Below are 15,873 nucleotides of genomic sequence, written 5' to 3' on the forward strand. Positions count from 1 at the left end.
TCAGTTCAGCTCGTAGGTATCGCGGGAGAGTTGGAAAGAATGGCCCGAAGCGTCGTCAGTACATGTGATGCCGGACTGCCGGCTCTCGCAGGTTATCGAGTTGAGTGAGCGGGTCTGGCCGTACTGCAGCACCGGGTATCCGGTGCCCCGGACAGTATCGCTGTGGCAGCTCATCTTGGCCGCGCTGCCCTGGCGCAAGCTGAGCCGATCCCCGAACGCGCCCATGCAGGGCGACGGGCGCGCCGGCACCGCATAGGTGTAATCGCTGATCTCGCACTGGGCAAGGGCGGAGCCGTCCACCAGGCCCAGGGCGCAGCCGATGTTGCCCGACGGCGTCTGGAAGAACTCGAAGCCGTCGGCGTGCGCCGTGGCCGGCGCAACAGCTGCCACCGCCATCCAGGCGGCGATCAGAACGACCGCGGATCTCATTGACTTCACTGTCGACAGCTTTCCGTTGGTAACCAACGGCCATTCTGTCGCGCCCGCGCGCAAAGCGCGATCATTTCGATCGGTTATTTTGACGGCCGCGACCTCACCGAGGAATCAGCCCTCGAACTCGTCGTCGCTGTCGATGATCTGTCGATTGCCTTTGCTCAGCGGGTTTTCCATCCACTTGAACAGCGGCAGTTGCGGAAGCTCGAACCGCTTGCCGGGCAGGTCGGTGACGTCACCGAGCGAACGCACCACGCCCTGGGTCAGGCCCATGATCGCTGCCATGACCGGCAGCAGCGGCTGCAGCGGCTTGGCGGCGGTGCGCACGGTACTGATGCGGCGGGCCAGGATCAGACGTTCGACCGTGTGGTAAACCGCGGCACCCACGCCAAGCCCGAAGATCGCCAGCACCGAGGCGACGATCGTCCAGCCGAAGGCGGCGCTGACCACCGCTCCCACGACGACCGTCACCGCGGCCACGACGGCCATGACGACACGCAGTTCCAGCCGGGTCATGAGGCACCTCCTCGCACGGCCCGAGCAGCCGCGCGGATTTGCGGTGTCACCAACATCACCTGACCCAGCACGCCGTTGATGAAGCCCGGGGAATCATCGGTGGACAGTTCCTTGGCCAGCTCCACAGCCTCGTCGACGGCGACCGGCTCCGGTACGTCGTCGGCGTAGAGCAACTCCCACACGGCGACCCGCAGGATCGCGCGGTCCACCGCGGGCAGGCGGTCCAATGTCCAGGACTGCAGGTGCGAGGTGATCAGCTCGTCGACGTGTGCCGCGTGCTCGGCGACACCGCGAGCGACGACCGCAGCGTACGGAAGCAACGGGGACACGTCGGAATTCGACTGCGCCAACGCGTTGCGCATGTCGACCATCTCGAGTGGACTCAGGCCGCGTGCCTCGGCCTCGAACAGCACATCGACCGCGCCCTTGCGCGCCAGATGCCGGCCTTTGAAAGGTCGCGCCGGTCGCGACGGCCGCTCAGCCCGTTTAGCCGCGTGTTCATCCTGCATGGTCAGGTGTTGACCCGCCCCAGGTAGCTGCCGTCGCGGGTGTCCACCTTGAGCTTGTCGCCGGTGTTGATGAACAACGGCACCTGGATCTCCGCACCGGTTTCCACGGTGGCCGGCTTGGTTCCCGCGCTGGACCGGTCGCCCTGCAATCCGGGCTCGGTGTGGGACACCACGAGTTCGACGGACACCGGCAGCTCGATGTAGAGCGGCGCGCCGTTGTGGAACGCCACCTGCACCGGCAGGCCCTCCAGCAGGAACCGGGCGGCGTCGCCGACCAACGACTCGGGCAGCGGGTGCTGCTCGTAGTCCTGGCTGTCCATGAACACGAAGTCCGAACCGTCGCGGTACAGGTAGGTGGTGTCGCGCCGGTCGACGGTGGCGGTGTCGACCTTGACGCCGGCGTTATAGGTCTTGTCGACGACCTTGCCGGAGAGCACGTTCTTCAGCTTGGTCCGCACGAAGGCGGGACCCTTGCCGGGTTTGACGTGCTGGAACTCGGTAATGGTCCACAGCTGGCCGTCGATCACCAGGACGAGTCCGTTCTTGAAGTCAGCAGTGGTCGCCACGTCTTCTAAATCTCCTACAAAATGGCCAGTTCCTTCGGGAACCGGGTCAACAATTCCGGGGTCTGCCCGGGGTGCGGGGTGTTGCTGGGCACCACCAATGTGTCCTCGATGCGGACACCGCCACGGCCGGGTAAATAGACGCCGGGCTCCACGGTCACCACGGAGCCCGCAAGTAGTGTACCGGCGGATGTCGCCCCGATGCCCGGCGCTTCGTGTATCTGCAGGCCGACGCCGTGTCCCAGGCCGTGGCCGAAGTGGTCGCCGTAGCCCGCGTCCGCGATCATCCGCCGCGCGGCGCCGTCCACCTCGCGCAGCTCGATGCCGGGGCGCAGCGCCTCCCGGCCCGCGCGTTGGGCCTCGGCGACCAGCTCATAGATCTCCAGCTGCCAGTCGGCGGCGTTGCCGAGCACGAAGGTGCGGGTCATATCGGAGTGGTAGCCCGCGACCAGGGCGCCGAAGTCGATCTTGACGAAGTCGCCCGACGCCAGCACCGCGTCGGTGGGCCGGTGGTGCGGGATGGCCGAATTCGGCCCGGCCGCCACGATCGTCTCGAACGAGATGGCGTCGGCGCCGTGGTCGAGCATCAGACCTTCGAGCTCGCGGCTCACCTCGCGCTCGGTGCGGCCCGGCCGCAGACCACCGCGCTCCACCAGGTCGGCCAGCGCGGCGTCGGCCGCTTCACAGGCCAGGCGCAACAGCGCCAGCTCACCGGCGTCTTTGATTTCGCGCAGCGTCTCCACCGTCCCGGACGCCCGCACCAATTCGGTGTTGCAGCCGTCCAGCTCGCCGGCCAGCGCGTCCAGGCCGTCAACGGTGACCACGTGGCTCTCGTAGCCCAGCTTTCCGACGCCGTCCTGTCCTGCCCGCGCGGCCAGTGAGCGCCCGACTGCGCGCTCGATGGCGACCTCGAGATCGGGTGCCTGCTGCGCGGCCTGGGTGCGGTAGCGACCATCGGTGGCCAGCACGGCCTCGCGGTCGTCAGCAAACACCAGCAACGCGCCGTTGGACCCGCTGAAGCCGGATAGATACCGCACATTTATCAAGTCCGTGACCAGCATCGCGTCTAGTCCGGCGGCACTGATTTTGGTTTTCAGGTTGTGTCGGCGCTGGGAATGTGTCACGACCCTTGACCGTACTCGCTACGCTGTTTGCCCATGAACAAGTGGATGCTGCGTGGATTGATCTTTGCCGCCGGGATGGTCGTTCTTCGCCTGTTTCAAGGGGCGCTGATCAACGCGTGGCAGACACAGTCGGCGCTGATCAGCATAGTGCTGCTGACGATATTCGTAATCTGTGCCGCGATATGGGGCTATTTCGACGGCCGGGCCGACGCGAAGGCCAATCCGGACCCCGACCGCCGCGAGGACCTGGCCATGGTCTGGTTGCTCGGCGGTTTGGTGGCCGGTGTGGTCAGCGGGCTGGTGGCCTGGATCATCGCCCTCTTCTACAAGGGCATCTACACCGGCGGTTTGCTCAACGAGCTAACTACTTTTGCGGCATTCACCGCGCTGATCGTGTTCTTGTTCGCGATCGTCGGGGTGGCCGTCGGACGCTGGCGCGTCGACCGTAACGCCCCCCTCTGGAGAAGCCCGACCACGACCCGAACCGTGATCGCAGCGCCGACACCGATGTGTTCTCCGCGGTGCGCGCCGACGACAGTCCCACCGGGGAGATCCGGACGTCCGGCGCCCAGACCGAGGAGCGGACGTCGTCGGTGGCCACCGTCGAGCGCGAGCACGACGCTCCCACTGAGGTCATCCGCACCGGCGACCACGGCGAAGACTCCAAGACCGAGGTCATACGCACCGGCAGCCACGGTCACGAGGACAAGACCGAGGTCATCCGTACCGGCGACAACAGTGACGCCAAGACCGAGGTAATCAACCTCGACAAGCCGGACAAGAAGTAGCTACGGCGCTGCCAGGTAGCGCAGGGCGAGCAGGTAGCCCTGCACACCCAGGCCCACGATCACCCCGGTCGCCACGGGGCTGAGGTAGGAGTGGTGCCGAAACTCCTCGCGCGCATGCACGTTGGAGATGTGCACCTCGATAAGGGGTGCACTCAACTCCGCGCAGGCGTCGCGCAGGGCCACCGACGTATGCGTCAGACCGCCGGCGTTGAGGATCACCGGTTCCGACGCATCGGCGGCCCGGTGAATCCAGTCCAGGAGTTCGGCTTCGCTGTCGCTCTGCCGCACAACGACTTCGAGTCCGAGTTGGGCGGCTTCGGCTTCGATCAGGGCGACCAGGTCGTCATGCGTCGTGCTGCCGTAGACGGCGGGCTCCCGCTTGCCGAGCCGGCCCAGGTTTGGGCCGTTGATCACGTTGATCGTCATGGGGCACACACTCCCGCGTAGGCCGTGACCAGCAGACCCGGGTCCGGTCCCACCAGCCGGCCGGGCTTGGCCAGGCCGTCCAGCACTACGAACCGCAACACACCGGCGCGGGTTTTCTTGTCTCCCGCCATGTATTCCAGCAGCTGCGGCAGCGCGTCCGGGTCGTAGCTCACCGGCAGGCCCAGCGACGTCAGGATGTCGCGGTGGCGTGCGGCGGTCGCGTCGTCGAGGCGGCCGGTGAGGCGGGCCAGCTCAGCGGCGAACACCAGTCCCACCGAAACGGCGGCCCCGTGGCGCCACTGGTATCGCTCGCGGCGTTCGATCGCGTGGGCCAAAGTGTGCCCGTAGTTCAGGATTTCGCGCAGCTCGGATTCCTTCTCGTCAGCCGCGACCACTTCGGCCTTGACGGCGATCGCGCGGCGGACAAGTTCGGGCAGCACGTCGCCTTCGGGATCCACTGCCGCTTCCGGGTCGGCCTCGATGAGGTCCAGGATTACCGGGTCGGCGATGAATCCGGCCTTCACCACCTCGGCCATGCCCGCGACGATCTCGTTGTGCGGCAACGTTTTCAGCGTCGAAAGATCGACCAGTACGGCCAGCGGCTGGTGGAACGCGCCGACCAGGTTCTTGCCTGCGTCGGTGTTGATGCCGGTCTTGCCGCCGACGGCGGCGTCGACCATGCCGAGCAGCGTGGTGGGCACGTGCACGATCGAGACGCCGCGCAGCCAGGTGGCGGCCGCGAATCCGGCGACGTCGGTGGCGGCCCCGCCACCCAGGCTGACCAGCGCATCCTTGCGGCCAATCCCGATGCGGCCCAACACTTCCCAGATGAAGCCCACGACCGGCAGCTCTTTACCCGCCTCGGCGTCCGGGATTTCGATGCGATGCGCGTCGATCCCGTTGTCCGCCAAGCGAGCTCGCATTTCCTCTGCGGTGTGCGCCAGCACCGGCTGGTGCAGGATCGCGACCTTGTGCCGTCCGGCCAGCAGCTGCTGCAGCTGATCGAGCAGTCCGGTGCCGATCACCACGGGATACGGCGGATCGACGGCCACCTCGACGGTGACCGGTGCGTTGTCTGTCATTTGGTTGCCTCTACCTGGGTCTGCAGCCGGGACACGATGTAGCGGACCACCGCGCCGGGATTGCGGCGGTTGGTGTCCACCCGGATCGTCGCGACCCGGCGGTACAACGGAATGCGTTTGGACATCAGCTCTCGGAACTTCTCGGCGCGGTCGGGCCCGGCCAACAGCGGCCGGACGGTGTTGCCACCGGTGCGCCGCACGCCTTCGGCGGCGCTGATCTCGAGATAGACGACCGTGTGTCCGGCCAGCGCCGCGCACACCCCCGGGCTGGTGACCGCGCCACCGCCCAGCGACAGCACACCGTCGTGCTCGTCGAGCGCCGCACGGATCACCTCTTCCTCGATGCGCCGGAACTCCGGTTCGCCGTCGGTGGCGAAGATGTCGGCAATGGTGCGCCCGGTCTGCTGCTCGATGGCCGCATCGGTGTCGAGCAGACTCACCCCGAGCGCCTTGGCCAACCGACGGCCGATGGTCGACTTGCCCGAACCCGGTAGGCCGACAAGTACCGCCCTGGGAGCCATCTCCGGCTAGCTTCCGGCGGCGCGGGCGGCCGGCGCCTCCCGGTCGGCGACCGTGCGCTGGTAGGAATCGATGTTGCGGCGGGTCTCGGCCAGCGAATCGCCACCGAACTTCTCCAGTGCCGCGCGAGCCAGGACCAGCGCCACCATCGTCTCGACGACCACTCCCGCCGCCGGCACCGCGCACACGTCCGAGCGCTGGTGAATGGCGACAGCCTCGTCGCCCGTCGCTAGATCGACGGTGGCCAGCGCCCGCGGCACGGTGGAGATGGGCTTCATCGCCGCGCGAACCCGCAGCGGCTGCCCGTTGGTCATGCCGCCTTCGAGCCCGCCGGCCCGGTTGGTCGACCGGACCACCCCGTCGGGCCCGGGATACATCTCGTCGTGGGCGCGGCTGCCCCGACGGCGGGCGGTCTCGAAGCCGTCGCCGATCTCGACGCCCTTGATCGCCTGAATGCCCATCACCGCCGCGGCCAGCTGGCTGTCCAGCCGGTTGTCGCCGCTGGTGAACGAGCCCAAGCCGACCGGCAGGCCCGATGCCACTACCTCGACCACGCCACCGAGGGTGTCGCCGTCCTTCTTGGCCGCCTCGATCTCGCTGATCATCGACTTCTCGGCCTCGGCGTCATAGGCGCGGACCGGGCTGGCATCGATCGCGGCCAAGTCCTCGGGGCGCGGCGGCGGGCCGTCGTACGGCGTCGAGGCACCGATGGAGATGACGTGCGAGAGCACCTCCACACCCAGCGCCTGGCGCAGGAACGCCCGGGCGATGGTGCCGGCTGCGACGCGGGCCGCGGTCTCGCGGGCGCTGGCACGCTCGAGCACCGGCCGGGCGTCATCGAATCCGTACTTGAGCATGCCGGCGTAGTCGGCGTGGCCGGGCCGCGGCCGAGTCAGCGGTTCGTTGCGCGCGCTGTCGGCCAGCTGTGCCGGATCGACGGGGTCGGGCGCCATCACCGTCTCCCACTTCGGCCACTCGGTGTTGCCGATCTCGATGGCGATGGGCCCACCCAGCGTGAGGCCGTGCCGAACGCCGGACAACATGGTCACCGCGTCGCGCTCGAACTTCATCCGGGCGCCGCGGCCGTAGCCCAAGCGGCGACGGGCCAACTCGTCGGCGATTTCAGAGGACGTCACCTCGACGCCGGCGACCATGCCCTCGACCATGGCCACCAGCGCGCGGCCATGGGATTCCCCAGCAGTGATCCAGCGCAACACCCGAACATCTTCCCACGTGTGCGGCGGTGTGCTTTCACGCCCTTGAGTCTGCAGCCAGGGTGAAGAAGTTCGAGTAGAAGCGGCACAGGCGCAGAACCAGCGCCACGCCGCGGGGCGCTACGCGATGGCAAGCGCCATTGCGAACCCCGTCGCCACACACATGGACGGCCCGTGCGGCACGGTCCGCAACCCGCAGAGCAACCCGACCGCGGCGGTCAGCAGCGGCGCGCCCAGCGCCGCCAGCAGCCACACCTCGACCCCGAAACAGCCGCTCAACTCGCCGAGGCCCACCGCGAGCTTGACGTCTCCGGCTCCCATGGCCGCCGGCGCCGCCAGATGGACGGCGAGGTACACCGCCGTCAACGCCAACCCACCCATCAGCGCCTGTGTGCCGCGACCGGCCAGCACCGCCGCGATCAGGATCACCGCACCGCCGGGCAGCGTCAGCCAGTTGGGCAACCGCCGCTCCCGAACGTCGTAATAGCTGAGGGCGACCAGCCACGCCGCCACGATCCCGATCCCGATCCCGATCGCGATCCGCATGCGCGGCAGGCTAAATCAATTCCTCGAGTGCGCAAGTCATGGCCTCACGGGGCGCGGGCATCCCGGTGAACTGCTCCACCTGCGCGAAGGCCTGGTGCAGCAGCATCTGCAGGCCGCTGATCACCCGTCCGCCGGCGTCGCGCACCGCGGCGGCAAGCGGTGTGGGCCACGGGTTGTAGATGGCGTCCAGCAGCACCGGGACGGCGGCGAAAGTGGTGGCATAGTGAGCGGCGACATCGGCCGGCAGGGTGCTGACCAGGACCTGCGCGGCCGCCACCTCCTCGGGCAGCGCGCCGTCGTCCAGGCCGCAGTGCCGCGTCGCAACGCCCAACCGGGTGCCCAGCTCCACCAGTCGGGCCGCCTTCTCCGCATTGCGGGCCACCACCGCGATGCTGGCGATCCCGAGGTTGGCCAGCCCCACCACGGCCGCCGGCGCGGTGCCACCCGACCCGGCGACCAGGGCATGTCCCGACGCCTGACCGAGCGCGCCCGCGACACCGTCGATGTCGGTGTTGTCCGCGCGCCACCCGGTGGCCGTGCGTACCAGGGTGTTGGCGGAACCGACCTGCTCGGCGCGGGCGGTGCGCTCGTCGGCGAATCGCAGCGCGGCGAATTTGCCCGGCATGGTCACCGACACGCCGACCCACTCGGGGCCGAATCCCCCGACGATGCCCGGCAGTTGCTCGGCGCTGCACTCGATGCGGTCGTAGGTCCAGTCGTGCAGGCCCAGCGCGCGGTAGGCGGCCAGGTGCAACTGAGGGGACTTAGAATGGGCGATCGGCGAGCCGAGCACCCCGGCCTTTCTAGCGCCGCTCATCGCGCGGAGTCCTCATCGCGCGGAGTCTTCATCGCGCGGAGTCTTCATCGCGCGGAGTCGAGCACACCGTTGCGTTTGGCCAGTTCAATGTTCGCCAGATGCTGCTGATAGTCGCGGGTGAACAGCGTGGTCCCCTGGGCGTCGATGGTGACGAAGTACAACCAGTCACCCGCCGCCGGATGCTCGGCCGCGCGCAGCGCGTCGATCCCGGGTGAGCAGATCGCGGTGGCCGGCAGGCCTTCGGACATGTAGGTGTTCCACGGGGTCCGCTGCGCGCGATCGGCGTCGCTGGTGGCGACCTCCCGGCGGTCCAGCGGATAGTTCACCGTCGAGTCGAACTCCAGCTTCCGGTGCTCATGCAGCCGGTTGTAGATCACCTGCGCGACCTTGGTGAAGTCCTGCACGTTGGCTTCCTGCTGCACCAGCGACGCCACCACCAGGATGTCGTACGGCGACAGGCCGATCGCCTTGGCGGTGTCCTCCAGCCCCGACGTCAGGTATTCCACGGTGCCCGCGCTGATGAGGCTGGCCAGGATGGTTTCCGCCGAAGCGGCCGGGTCGATGTTGAAGGTGCCGGGTGCGATCAGACCCTCCAGCCGGCGGTGATCATCGCGCAGCTCCCCGACCGGCTCAAGAGCCCACTTCGGCACCTGCAGCGCCGCTGGAGTGCTCTTGCTCGCCGACGCCTTGAGGTCGGCCAGCGACACGCACCGCTGATTGCCATCCAGATCCACGCACGTGGCCCGCGAGATCAGGGTGAGGATCCCCGGCGTCGTCTTGTTGGTCTTCATGTCGGTGGTGTCGTCGAGCTGGCGGCCCTCCGGAATCACCAGCTTGCCCACCCGGCTGTTCGGGTCGGCCAGGCGCGACACCGCGTTGGCCGCCGGGATCTCGGTACGCATCCGGTAGTACCCGGGCTGAATCGCCGATATCGCGGCGTTGCCGTGGGCGGCATCGACGAACGCCCGCACGGTGCGCACCACCCCACGCTTGAGCAGCGTCTCCCCCACCGCGGTCGTGGAGTCACCGGCCTGGATCTGGATCACCACGTCGTTCTTGCCGGTACCGGTGTAGTCGTCCTCGTTGCCGGAGAAGACCTGCCAGAGCTTCGCGCCGACGACGACGGCCGCCACCACCACGACGACGAGCACCCCGGCGGCGAACCCGCCGGCCACCCGGCGGCGACGGCGGGTGCGTTGCTCCTTCTTGCGGGCCGCGCGCGTACGGCGGTGCCGGCTCGGCTCGACTGCCATCGGCTTGGCCTTTTCCCGCTCAGACATCGGAGGCCTCTCTGCCGGCGGGGCCTGCGATGAGGGTGCGGCGCTGATCGAGCCAGCCCTGCAGAATCGCCACGGCCGCAGCCTGGTCGATAACCGACCGCTGCTGTTTGGCCCTGACTCCCGCGTCGCGCAGGGACCGTTGCGCGGTGACCGTGGTCAGCCGCTCGTCGGCAAGCCGGACCGGTGTGGGCGCGACCCGTTCGGCCAGTGCGTCGGCCACCTCGATGGCGTCCTGTGCCGACTGGCCGATGCGGTCGGCGAGGGTGCGCGGCAGGCCCACGATCACCTCGACGACCTCGAGATCGGCCGCCAGCGTCGCCAACCGGCGCAGGTGCCTGCCGGACCGGTCGCGGCGCACGGTTTCCACCGGGGTGGCCAGAATGCCGTCCGGATCGCTGGCGGCCACACCGATACGCACCGTGCCCACGTCGACGCCGAGTCGCCGGCCCCTGCCGGGGTCTGATTCGCCCGGCCGGTCAGGCTGGCGCTGCGGCGATCGCGAGGGCGGCGAAGCCGGGCGAAGCGGGTCGCCGCCGTGTGCCTGCGGTAATTCGACCACTCAAGCGACCCGCGCTATCACGGCGATCTCCGAGCGCAGCGCGTCCAGGGCCGCGTCGATGCCGGCCGGGTTCTTGCCCGAACCCTGGGCCAGGTCAGCCTTGCCGCCGCCCCGGCCGTCAACACTTCCGGCGAGCTGTTTGACCAGTTCGTTGGCATTGAGCCCCAGATCCTGAGCGGCCGGGTTGGCGGCCACCGCGTACGGAACCGTCGGCCCGTCACCTTCGGCGATCAGGGCGACCACCGCGGGGTCGCTGCCCAGCTTGCCGCGAATGTCGCCGGCCAAGGAGCGCAGATCCGCCGCCGTCATCCCGGCCGACATGCGCTGCGCGACCACCCGGACGTTGCCGATGCGCTCGGCCCCGGCGGCGGCGTTGGTGGCTGCCGCGCGGGCGGTGGCCAGCCGGGCGCGTTCCAGTTCTTTTTCGGCTGCCTTGAGCCGTTCCACCAGACTCGCCACCCGCGCCGGCACCTCCTCGGACGGCACCTTCAGTGACGACGCCAATCCGGCCATCAGGGCCCGTTCCTTGGCGAGGTGCCGGAAGGAATCCAGCCCGACGTAGGCCTCCACGCGTCGCACCCCGGAACCGATGGAGGATTCGCCGAGGATGGTCACCGGCCCGATCTGCGCCGTGTTGTGCACGTGGGTACCTCCGCACAGCTCCAGCGAGAACGGCCCACCCATCTCGACCACCCGCACCTGTTCGGGGTAGGCCTCGCCGAACAGCGCCATGGCGCCCATCGCCTTGGCCTTCTCGAGCTTCTCGAGGAACGTATGGACCTCGAAGTCGGCCTGGACGGCCTCGTTGGTCACCTCTTCTATCTGGGTGCGCTGGTCCTCCGAGAGCGGTCCCTGCCAGTTGAAGTCGAAGCGCAGGTAGCCCGGGCGGTTCAGCGATCCGGCCTGAACAGCGTTGGGGCCCAACACCTGTCGCAGCGCGGCGTGCACCATGTGGGTGCCGGAATGCCCTTGCGTCGCGCCCTTGCGCCAGCCGGGGTCCACCGCCGCGACGACGGTGTCGCCTTCGACGAACTCCCCGGACTCGACGTTGACGCGGTGAGCGTGCAAGGTCTTGGCGATCTTCTGCACGTCGGTGACCGCGGCGCGGGCGCTGGATCCCGAACCGGTGCCGCTGATGCTGCCGGCGTCGGCGATCTGACCGCCCGACTCGGCGTACAGCGGTGTGCGGTCCAGGATCAGTTCCACCCGGTCGGCGTTCACCGCGTCGGCATGGGCCACCACGGGCACTCGCTTGCCGTCCACGAAGATGCCGAGAATCTTTGCCTCGGAGGTCAATTCGTCGAAGCCGGTGAACTCGGTCGGTCCCGCGTCGACCAGTTCGCGGTAGGCGGTGAGGTCGGCATGCGCGTGCTTACGCGCGGCGGCGTCGGCCTTGGCGCGCCGGCGCTGCTCGGCCATCAGTTCGCGAAAGCCTGCCTCGTCGACCGTCAGGCCGGATTCGGCGGCCATCTCCAGGGTGAGCTCGATCGGGAAGCCGTAGGTGTCGTGCAGGGTGAAGGCATCGGAGCCTTTGACGACCGTGGAGCCCGCGGACTTGGTGGCGCCGGCCACGTCGTCGAACAACTTCGAGCCCGAGGCCAGGGTGCGGTTGAACGCGGTCTCCTCGGCGACGGCGATGCGGTTGATCCGCTCGAAGTCGTTGACCAGTTCGGGATACGACGGGCCCATCGCGTCGCGCACGGTGGCCATCAGGTCGGCGACGATCGGGGTGTCGATGCCCAGCAGTTTGGCCGACCGGATGACCCGGCGCAGCAGCCGCCGCAGCACGTAGCCGCGGCCGTCGTTGCCGGGGCTGACGCCGTCGCCGATCAGGATCGCAGCGGTGCGGCTGTGGTCGGCGATGATGCGGTAGCGCACGTCGTCGGCATGGTTGCCGACGTCATAGCCGCGCGGCGCCCGGCCGGCGACCAGGTCGATGACCGGACGCAGCAGGTCGGTCTCGTAGACGTTGTGCACGTTCTGCAGCACCAGCGCGATGCGCTCGACGCCCATGCCGGTGTCGATGTTCTTGCGGGGCAACGGCCCGAGGATCTCGTAGTCCTCTTTCGAGGTGCCCTCGCCGCGCTCGTTCTGCATGAACACGAGGTTCCACACCTCGAGATAGCGGTCCTCGTTGGCGATCGGGCCGCCGTCGACGCCGAACTCGGGACCGCGGTCGTAGTAGATCTCCGAGGACGGCCCGCACGGACCGGGTATCCCCATCGACCAGTAGTTGTCGGCCATGCCGCGGCGCTGAATGCGCTCGGGCGGCAGACCCGCGATGTCCTGCCACAGCTGAGCGGCCTCGTCATCGTCGAGATAGACTGTCGCCCAGAGCTTTTCGGGATCAAGACCGTAGCCGCCGTCGGCAACCGGATTGGTCAGCAGTGCCCAGGCCAGCTCGATGGCGCCACGCTTGAAGTAGTCGCCGAAAGAGAAGTTGCCGGCCATCTGGAAGAAGGTGTTGTGCCGGGTGGTGATCCCGACCTCGTCGATGTCAGGGGTGCGGATGCACTTCTGGATGCTGGTGGCCGTGGCGTAGGGAGGCGTGCGCTGGCCGAGGAAGAATGGCACGAACTGGACCATGCCGGCGTTGACGAACAACAGGTTGGGGTCGTCGAGGATCACCGAGGCGCTGGGCACCTCGGTGTGGCCCGCCTTCACGAAATGATCAAGGAACCGCTTCCTGATCTCGTGTGTCTGCACTGTGCTTCTTCCTTAGTTTCCTGGGCTGGCTGGCGACAGTCGGGTATCAGCCTATTCGCCGGAGCTTCCCGCCGAACACGCAATGAGGCCCGCTTAGCCTTCCATCTAGCCGTCGACGAAGGTCAACCGGACCGACCGCCGCGGATTATCGCGGTTCAGGTCGACCAGCACGACGCTCTGCCACGTGCCCAACAGCGGCTCGCCGCCACTGACCGGCACCGTCACCGAGGGCGAAACAATCGCCGGCAACACGTGGTCGGCGCCGTGCCCCGGCGAGCCGTGCGAGTGCCGGTACCGGTCGTCGCGGGGCAACAGCCGCTCCAGTGTCTCCACCAGGTCGTCGTCGGACCCGGCACCAGTTTCGATGATGGCCAGCCCGGCGGTCGCGTGGGGGACGAACACATTGCACAGCCCGTCCACGTGGTTGCCGCAAAATTCGCGTACCTCGTCGGTGAGGTCAACGATGCGGCGACGCGCGGTGTCCACATCCAGCACATCGGTATCCATCCTGACCAGCCTACGGGGCTTGATCAGCCGACAGTGCCGGAGGAAGGTGGTGGTGGACCGGTGGCGCCGCCGGTGGCGCCGCCCCGACCGAGAGGAGGGGTCGATCGTGTTTGCACGTTCCACAACCATCCAGGCGCAGCGCTCGTCGATCAACATGGGCATCGAATATGTTCGCGACGTGGTGATGCCGGCCCTCGATGACATGGAGGGCTGCCTGGGCCTCTCGCTGTTGGTCGATCGCGAGTCGGGCCGCTGCATTGCCACCAGCTCATGGGAAACCGAATCGGCGATGCAGCGCAGCGCCGAGCGCGTATGGCCGGTGCGCTACCGCGCGGTCGAGATCTTCGGCGGCAGCGCCGTCGTCGACCAGTGGCGCATCGCGGTGTTGCATCGCGACCACCGCTCCGCCCCGGGCGCCTGTGTGCGCGCCACGTGGTTGCGAACGCGGCCCGAGCAGTTCGAGCGCGGCATCGACTACTACCGGTGGGCGGTGCTGCCGGCCATCGAGGAGTTCGACGGGTTCTGCAGCGCCAGCCTGATGGTCGACCAGACGTCGGCACGGGCTGTCGTCTCGGTGACCTACGACAGCCATGAGGCGATGGAGCGCTGCACAGACGCCGCCCGCTCGATGCGGACGGCGATGATGCGCGATCTCGGCCTCGACCAGGACGACGTCGGGGAGTTCGAGCTGGCGCTGGCGCACCTGCGGGTGCCGGAATTGGTCTGAGGGGCCCAGGCTCACCGAGCCTGCACGATTGGCGGGAAAGTACGCGTAACGCCCACCCGATCTACAGGCTCGACGGGACACGTGGGTTTCTCATGACCTCCCCCGCGTTCCGCGGATGATCGCGCGCAACCGGTCCAGCCGGCCGGCGATCTCCCGTTCCCCACCCCGCCCGGTCGGCCGATAGTAGTCCACACCTACCAGCTCATCCGGTGAATACTGTTGTGCGACAACGCCATCGGGGTCATCGTGGGAGTACTTGTAGCCTTGCGCGTTGCCCAGCTTGGCCGCACCGGAATAGTGTCCGTCGCGCAGATGGGGCGGCACCAGACCGGCCTTACCCGCCTTGATGTCGGCCATCGCCGCGCCCAGCGCCGTCGTCACCGCGTTGGACTTCGGCGCGGTGGCCAGATGGATGGTGGCGTGGGCCAGCGTCAACTGCGCCTCGGGCATGCCGATCAGCGCAACCGTCTGTGCCGCGGAGACGGCCACCAGCAGTGCCGTCGAATCCGCCATGCCGATGTCCTCGCTGGCCAGGATCATCAGCCGCCGGGCAATGAACCGCGGGTCTTCGCCCGCCACCAGCATCCGGGCCAAATAGTGCAGTGCCGCGTCGACGTCCGAGCCGCGCACCGACTTGATGAAGGCGCTGACGACGTCGTAGTGCTGATCGCCGTCCCGGTCGTAGCGCACCGCTGCCCGGTCCAGGGACTGCTCGATGGTTTCGACGACAACGTGATCGGAAGCCTCGGCGGCCACCTCGAGCGCGGTCAGCGCGCGCCGGGCATCACCGGCGGCCAGTTGCACCAACAGCTCGAGAGCCTCGGGCGCGACCGTCACCTTGCCGCCCAGTCCGCGCGGGTCGTCGATCGCCCGCTGCACCACCGTGCGGATGTCGTCGGGGGTCAGCGGCCGCAGCTGCAGGATCAGCGAGCGCGACAGCAACGGGGCGACCACCGAGAACGACGGATTCTCGGTGGTGGCCGCGACCAGCAGCACCACCCGGTTCTCCACCGCAGCCAGCAGGGCGTCCTGCTGGGTCTTGGAGAACCGGTGCACCTCGTCGATGAACAACACCGTCTGCTCGCCACGGAGCAGCCCGGTTCGAGCCGAATCAATAACGGCCCGAACATCTTTGACACCGGCCGACAACGCCGACAGCGCCTCGAAACGTCGTCCGGTGGCGTGTGAGATGAGCGCCGCCAGCGTCGTCTTCCCGCTCCCCGGCGGCCCGTAGAGGATGGCCGACGCGACACCCGACCCTTCAACCAGGCGCCGCAGGGGTGACCCGGCGGCCAGCAGGTGCTCCTGACCCACCACCTCTTCGAGCGAGGCCGGGCGCATCCGCACCGCCAACGGGGCACCGGCACCCGACACACTCAACGCGGAATCGGTCGATTTCGGCGCACCGGGCAGGTCGAACAGACCGTCGGACACGACTTCAGGCATACCACGCAGCGCGGACACGCCAACCACAAGGAAGCCGCCCACGACCAATGCGAGCATCCAGGGCGCACATTTGCTAAGTTCCCGTTTGCTACGCCCCGATCGACCCGAGCGA

At 68.2% G+C, this 15,873-nt stretch carries 17 protein-coding genes and 1 pseudogene; 2 read left to right on the forward strand and 16 right to left on the reverse strand.

The annotated features are described in order from the left end of the window. The 5 genes from QXK92_RS07555 to QXK92_RS07575 all read right to left on the reverse strand — a co-directional run bounded on the left by QXK92_RS07555 (window position 1) and on the right by QXK92_RS07575 (window position 3,144). A complete protein-coding gene (locus QXK92_RS07555; protein WP_306241056.1) occupies window positions 1-429 on the reverse strand; it encodes a DUF6636 domain-containing protein in 429 nt (142 codons plus the stop codon). Between the two features lie 114 nt (window positions 430-543). Beyond that, on the reverse strand, window positions 544-948 hold the full coding sequence (locus QXK92_RS07560; RefSeq protein WP_306241057.1) for an antitermination protein NusB: 405 nt from the start codon (window positions 946-948) through the stop codon (window positions 544-546). Then, a complete protein-coding gene (gene nusB, locus QXK92_RS07565; RefSeq protein ID WP_306241058.1) occupies window positions 945-1,457 on the reverse strand; it encodes a transcription antitermination factor NusB in 513 nt (170 codons plus the stop codon). Before nusB ends, QXK92_RS07560 begins: the two co-directional genes overlap by 4 nt. A gap of 2 nt (window positions 1,458-1,459) precedes the next feature. Further along, entirely contained in the window at window positions 1,460-2,023 is a 564-nt protein-coding gene (gene efp / locus QXK92_RS07570) for an elongation factor P (RefSeq protein WP_205877699.1), read from the reverse strand. A gap of 14 nt (window positions 2,024-2,037) precedes the next feature. Further along, the gene (locus tag QXK92_RS07575; RefSeq protein ID WP_306241059.1) at window positions 2,038-3,144 is read right to left on the reverse strand and encodes a Xaa-Pro peptidase family protein; all 1,107 of its coding nucleotides are present in this window, start codon (window positions 3,142-3,144) and stop codon (window positions 2,038-2,040) included. Window positions 3,145-3,177: 33 nt separating this feature from the next. On the opposite strand from QXK92_RS07575, the pseudogene QXK92_RS07580 reads away from it, so the two are divergent. Further along, window positions 3,178-3,932, forward strand: a pseudogene (locus QXK92_RS07580) (B-4DMT family transporter). On the opposite strand, the gene aroQ reads toward QXK92_RS07580, so the two are convergent. The 10 genes from aroQ to QXK92_RS07630 form a co-directional block, all read right to left on the reverse strand. Further along, window positions 3,933-4,358 (reverse strand): type II 3-dehydroquinate dehydratase, encoded by a 426-nt coding sequence (aroQ, locus tag QXK92_RS07585; RefSeq protein WP_371934146.1) that lies wholly within the window; start codon window positions 4,356-4,358, stop codon window positions 3,933-3,935. Next, window positions 4,355-5,440 (reverse strand): 3-dehydroquinate synthase, encoded by a 1,086-nt coding sequence (gene aroB, locus QXK92_RS07590; RefSeq protein ID WP_306241061.1) that lies wholly within the window; start codon window positions 5,438-5,440, stop codon window positions 4,355-4,357. The genes aroQ and aroB overlap by 4 nt, the downstream gene beginning before the upstream one ends. Next, window positions 5,437-5,961, reverse strand: coding sequence for a shikimate kinase (locus QXK92_RS07595; protein WP_306241062.1), 525 nt, complete (start codon window positions 5,959-5,961; stop codon window positions 5,437-5,439). The genes aroB and QXK92_RS07595 overlap by 4 nt, the downstream gene beginning before the upstream one ends. Before the next feature lie 6 nt (window positions 5,962-5,967). Further along, window positions 5,968-7,176, reverse strand: a complete 1,209-nt coding sequence (gene aroC / locus QXK92_RS07600; RefSeq protein WP_306241063.1) for a chorismate synthase — start codon at window positions 7,174-7,176, stop codon at window positions 5,968-5,970. A gap of 117 nt (window positions 7,177-7,293) precedes the next feature. Continuing rightward, complete coding sequence (locus QXK92_RS07605) at window positions 7,294-7,719, reverse strand: A24 family peptidase (RefSeq protein WP_306241064.1); 426 nt, start codon at window positions 7,717-7,719, stop codon at window positions 7,294-7,296. A 10-nt stretch (window positions 7,720-7,729) separates the two neighbouring features. Beyond that, on the reverse strand, window positions 7,730-8,536 hold the full coding sequence (locus QXK92_RS07610; RefSeq protein WP_306241065.1) for a shikimate dehydrogenase: 807 nt from the start codon (window positions 8,534-8,536) through the stop codon (window positions 7,730-7,732). 44 nt (window positions 8,537-8,580) lie between these two features. Then, a complete protein-coding gene (gene mltG, locus QXK92_RS07615; protein ID WP_306241066.1) occupies window positions 8,581-9,816 on the reverse strand; it encodes an endolytic transglycosylase MltG in 1,236 nt (411 codons plus the stop codon). Beyond that, window positions 9,809-10,375 (reverse strand): Holliday junction resolvase RuvX, encoded by a 567-nt coding sequence (gene ruvX, locus QXK92_RS07620; protein WP_306241067.1) that lies wholly within the window; start codon window positions 10,373-10,375, stop codon window positions 9,809-9,811. The genes mltG and ruvX overlap by 8 nt, the downstream gene beginning before the upstream one ends. Continuing rightward, window positions 10,376-13,081, reverse strand: coding sequence for an alanine--tRNA ligase (gene alaS / locus QXK92_RS07625; RefSeq protein WP_306241068.1), 2,706 nt, complete (start codon window positions 13,079-13,081; stop codon window positions 10,376-10,378). A 105-nt stretch (window positions 13,082-13,186) separates the two neighbouring features. After that, on the reverse strand, window positions 13,187-13,576 hold the full coding sequence (locus tag QXK92_RS07630; RefSeq protein WP_306244258.1) for a secondary thiamine-phosphate synthase enzyme YjbQ: 390 nt from the start codon (window positions 13,574-13,576) through the stop codon (window positions 13,187-13,189). A gap of 118 nt (window positions 13,577-13,694) precedes the next feature. Here QXK92_RS07630 and QXK92_RS07635 point away from each other — a divergent pair, with 118 nt between their 5' ends. Beyond that, a complete protein-coding gene (locus QXK92_RS07635) occupies window positions 13,695-14,315 on the forward strand; it encodes a hypothetical protein (RefSeq protein ID WP_306241069.1) in 621 nt (206 codons plus the stop codon). Window positions 14,316-14,405: 90 nt separating this feature from the next. Here the strand turns inward: QXK92_RS07635 and QXK92_RS07640 are convergent, their stop codons facing one another. After that, a complete protein-coding gene (locus QXK92_RS07640) occupies window positions 14,406-15,761 on the reverse strand; it encodes a replication-associated recombination protein A (RefSeq protein ID WP_306244260.1) in 1,356 nt (451 codons plus the stop codon). Window positions 15,762-15,873: the final 112 nt, after the last annotated feature.

The organism is Mycobacterium sp. TY815, from assembly GCF_030755135.1.
Taxonomy (GTDB): domain Bacteria; phylum Actinomycetota; class Actinomycetes; order Mycobacteriales; family Mycobacteriaceae; genus Mycobacterium.

Bases quoted from the DNA above. Each gene is read 5' to 3' on its own strand.
- QXK92_RS07640 (WP_306244260.1), bottom strand. From the start codon at position 15,761: ATGCCTGAAGTCGTGTCCGACGGTCTGTTCGACCTGCCCGGTGCGCCG.
- QXK92_RS07610 (WP_306241065.1), bottom strand. From the start codon at position 8,536: ATGAGCGGCGCTAGAAAGGCCGGGGTGCTCGGCTCGCCGATCGCCCAT.
- aroQ (WP_371934146.1), bottom strand. From the start codon at position 4,358: ATGACGATCAACGTGATCAACGGCCCAAACCTGGGCCGGCTCGGCAAG.
- mltG (WP_306241066.1), bottom strand. From the start codon at position 9,816: ATGTCTGAGCGGGAAAAGGCCAAGCCGATGGCAGTCGAGCCGAGCCGG.
- QXK92_RS07555 (WP_306241056.1), bottom strand. From the start codon at position 429: ATGAGATCCGCGGTCGTTCTGATCGCCGCCTGGATGGCGGTGGCAGCT.
- QXK92_RS07605 (WP_306241064.1), bottom strand. From the start codon at position 7,719: ATGCGGATCGCGATCGGGATCGGGATCGGGATCGTGGCGGCGTGGCTG.
- aroB (WP_306241061.1), bottom strand. From the start codon at position 5,440: ATGACAGACAACGCACCGGTCACCGTCGAGGTGGCCGTCGATCCGCCG.
- QXK92_RS07595 (WP_306241062.1), bottom strand. From the start codon at position 5,961: ATGGCTCCCAGGGCGGTACTTGTCGGCCTACCGGGTTCGGGCAAGTCG.
- QXK92_RS07560 (WP_306241057.1), bottom strand. From the start codon at position 948: ATGACCCGGCTGGAACTGCGTGTCGTCATGGCCGTCGTGGCCGCGGTG.
- nusB (WP_306241058.1), bottom strand. From the start codon at position 1,457: ATGCAGGATGAACACGCGGCTAAACGGGCTGAGCGGCCGTCGCGACCG.